Source organism: Gordonia marina, assembly GCF_052036135.1.
GTDB lineage: Bacteria > Actinomycetota > Actinomycetes > Mycobacteriales > Mycobacteriaceae > Gordonia.
Genome location: NZ_JBPSDN010000071.1, coordinates 2158 through 5249 on the forward strand (window position 1 = coordinate 2158; position 3092 = coordinate 5249).

Consider the following 3092-nt stretch of genomic DNA (forward strand, 5'->3'; position numbering starts at 1 on the left):
TGGTGGGGTGGGTTTGTGGGTGTTGTTGTAAGTGTTTTAGGGCGTTCGGTGGATGCCTTGGTACCAGGAGCCGATGAAGGACGTGGTAGGCCGCGATAGTCCTCGGGGAGTTGTCAAACGAGCTGTGATCCGAGGGTGTCCGAATGGGGAAACCCAGCACCAGTTGTGTGGTGTTACCGCCCGGTGAATGTATAGCCGGTGCGGGGGGAACGTGGGGAAGTGAAACATCTCAGTACCCACAGGAAGAGAAAACAATTGTGATTCCGTGAGTAGTGGCGAGCGAAAGCGGAGGAGGCTAAACCATGCGTATGTGATACTCGGCAGGGGTTGTGCGTGTGGTGTTGTGGGAGCATGCTTGTCTGGTCTGCCGGCCAGGCGGCCAGTGATAAAAGGTTCTGTTAGGTGAAGTGGCCTGGAATGGTCTGCCGTAGACGGTGAGAGTCCGGTAACTGAAAATGGTTCCTCTGGTTTGTGTGTTTCCCGAGTAGCAGCGGGCTCGTGGAATCTGCTGTGAATCTGCCGGGACCACCCGGTAAGCCTGAATACTTCCTGGTGACCGATAGCGGACTAGTACCGTGAGGGAAAGGTGAAAAGTACCCCGGGAGGGGAGTGAAATAGTACCTGAAACCGGACGCTTACAATCCGTCAGAGCTTGCGCACAGTTTAGTCTGTGGTGGGTGATGGCGTGCCTTTTGAAGAATGAGCCTGCGAGTTAGTGCTCAGTGGCGAGGTTAACCCGTGTGTGGGGTAGCCGTAGCGAAAGCGAGTCTGAATAGGGCGATTTGAGTCGCTGGGTCTAGACCCGAAGCGGAGTGATCTACCCATGGCCAGGTTGAAGCCACAGTAAGATGTGGTGGAGGACCGAACCCACTTCAGTTGAAAATGGAGGGGATGAGTTGTGGGTAGGGGTGAAAGGCCAATCAAACTCCGTGATAGCTGGTTCTCCCCGAAATGCATTTAGGTGCAGCGTTGCGTGTTTCTTGCTGGAGGTAGAGCTACTGGATGGCTGATGGGCCCTACTAGGTTACTGACGTCAACCAAACTCCGAATGCCGGTAAGTGAGAGCGTGGCAGTGAGACTGCGGGGGATAAGCTTCGTAGTCGAGAGGGAAACAGCCCAGATCGCCGGCTAAGGCCCCTAAGCGTGTACTAAGTGGAAAAGGATGTGGGATTGCTGAGACAACCAGGAGGTTGGCTTAGAAGCAGCCACCCTTGAAAGAGTGCGTAATAGCTCACTGGTCAAGTGGTCCTGCGCCGACAATGTAGCGGGGCTCAAGTACACCGCCGAAGCCGCGGCAATCACACATGACATCCATCACCGTCTGCGGATGGTGGTGTAGTGGTGTGGTTGGGTAGGGGAGCGTCCTGCACTCGTTGAAGCTGTCCTGTGAGGGGCTGTGGAGGGTGTGGGAGTGAGAATGCAGGCATGAGTAGCGAAAGACAAGTGAGAAACTTGTCCGCCGGATGACCAAGGGTTCCTGGGCCAGGTTAATCCGCCCAGGGTGAGTCGGGACCTAAGGCGAGGCCGACAGGCGTAGTCGATGGACAACGGGTTGATATTCCCGTACCCGTGTATCCGCGCCCAATGACGAGCCACATGTACTAACCACCCAAAGACACTCTCTATCCTCTTCGGAGGGTTTTGGGTGTGGCTGCGTGGGACCTTGTGTGTAGTAGTTAAGCGATGGGGTGACGCAGGAAGGTAGCAGGGCCAAGCGATGGTTGTCTTGGTGTAAGCCGGTAGGGTGGAGCATTGGTAAATCCGTGTTCCGGGTAGCCTGAGAGGTGATGCGTAGCCAATGTGTGGTGAATTCTGTGATCCTATGCTGCCGAGAAAAGCCTCTAGTGAGTTGGTACACGGCCCGTACCCCAAACCGACACAGGTGGTCAGGTAGAGAATACTAAGGCGATCGAGAGAACTGTGGTTAAGGAACTCGGCAAATTGCCCCCGTAACTTCGGGAGAAGGGGGACCACGCCCGGTGAAGGTCTTGACGGCTGGAGCGGGGGGTGGTCGCAGAGACCAGAGAGAAGCGACTGTTTACTAAAAACACAGGTCCGTGCGAAGTCGTAAGACGAGGTATACGGACTGACGCCTGCCCGGTGCTGGAAGGTTAAGAGGACCGGTTAATCAACTTTGTTGGTGAAGCTGAGAATTTAAGCCCCAGTAAACGGCGGTGGTAACTATAACCATCCTAAGGTAGCGAAATTCCTTGTCGGGTAAGTTCCGACCTGCACGAATGGCGTAACGACTTCTCTGCTGTCTCAACCACAGACTCGGCGAAATTGCAGTACGAGTAAAGATGCTCGTTACGCGCGGCAGGACGAAAAGACCCCGGGACCTTCACTATAGCTTGGTATTGGTGTTCGGTACGGTTTGTGTAGGATAGGTGGGAGACTGTGAAGCCGTCACGCTAGTGGTGGTGGAGTCGTTGTTGAAATACCACTCTGATCGTATTGGGCTTCTAACTTCGGACCCTGATCGGGTTCAGGGACAGTGCCTGGTGGGTAGTTTAACTGGGGCGGTTGCCTCCTAAAGTGTAACGGAGGCGCCCAAAGGTTCCCTCAGCCTGGATGGCAATCAGGTGTTGAGTGTAAGTGCACAAGGGAGCTTGACTGTGAGACGTACATGTCGAGCAGGGACGAAAGTCGGGACTAGTGATCCGGCACCGGCATGTGGAAGCGGTGTCGCTCAACGGATAAAAGGTACCCCGGGGATAACAGGCTGATCTTCCCCAAGAGTCCATATCGACGGGATGGTTTGGCACCTCGATGTCGGCTCGTCGCATCCTGGGGCTGGAGTAGGTCCCAAGGGTTGGGCTGTTCGCCCATTAAAGCGGCACGCGAGCTGGGTTTAGAACGTCGTGAGACAGTTCGGTCTCTATCCGCCGCGCGCGTCTAGAAACTTGAGGAAACCTGTCCCTAGTACGAGAGGACCGGGACGGACGAACCTCTGGTGTGCCAGTTGTTCCGCCAGGAGCACTGCTGGTTAGCTACGTTCGGAAGGGATAACCGCTGAAAGCATCTAAGCGGGAAGCCTGTTCCAAGATGAGGTTTCTCACCCACCCTTGTGGTGGGGTAAGGCCCCCTACAGA

Annotated in this window: 1 rRNA gene; it reads left to right on the plus strand. The window is 55.3% G+C overall.

Annotated elements, in window-relative coordinates:
* Positions 1–25 precede the first annotated feature (25 nt).
* Positions 26–3092 (plus strand): 23S ribosomal RNA (locus tag ACSEEN_RS21225); the annotation flags it as partial.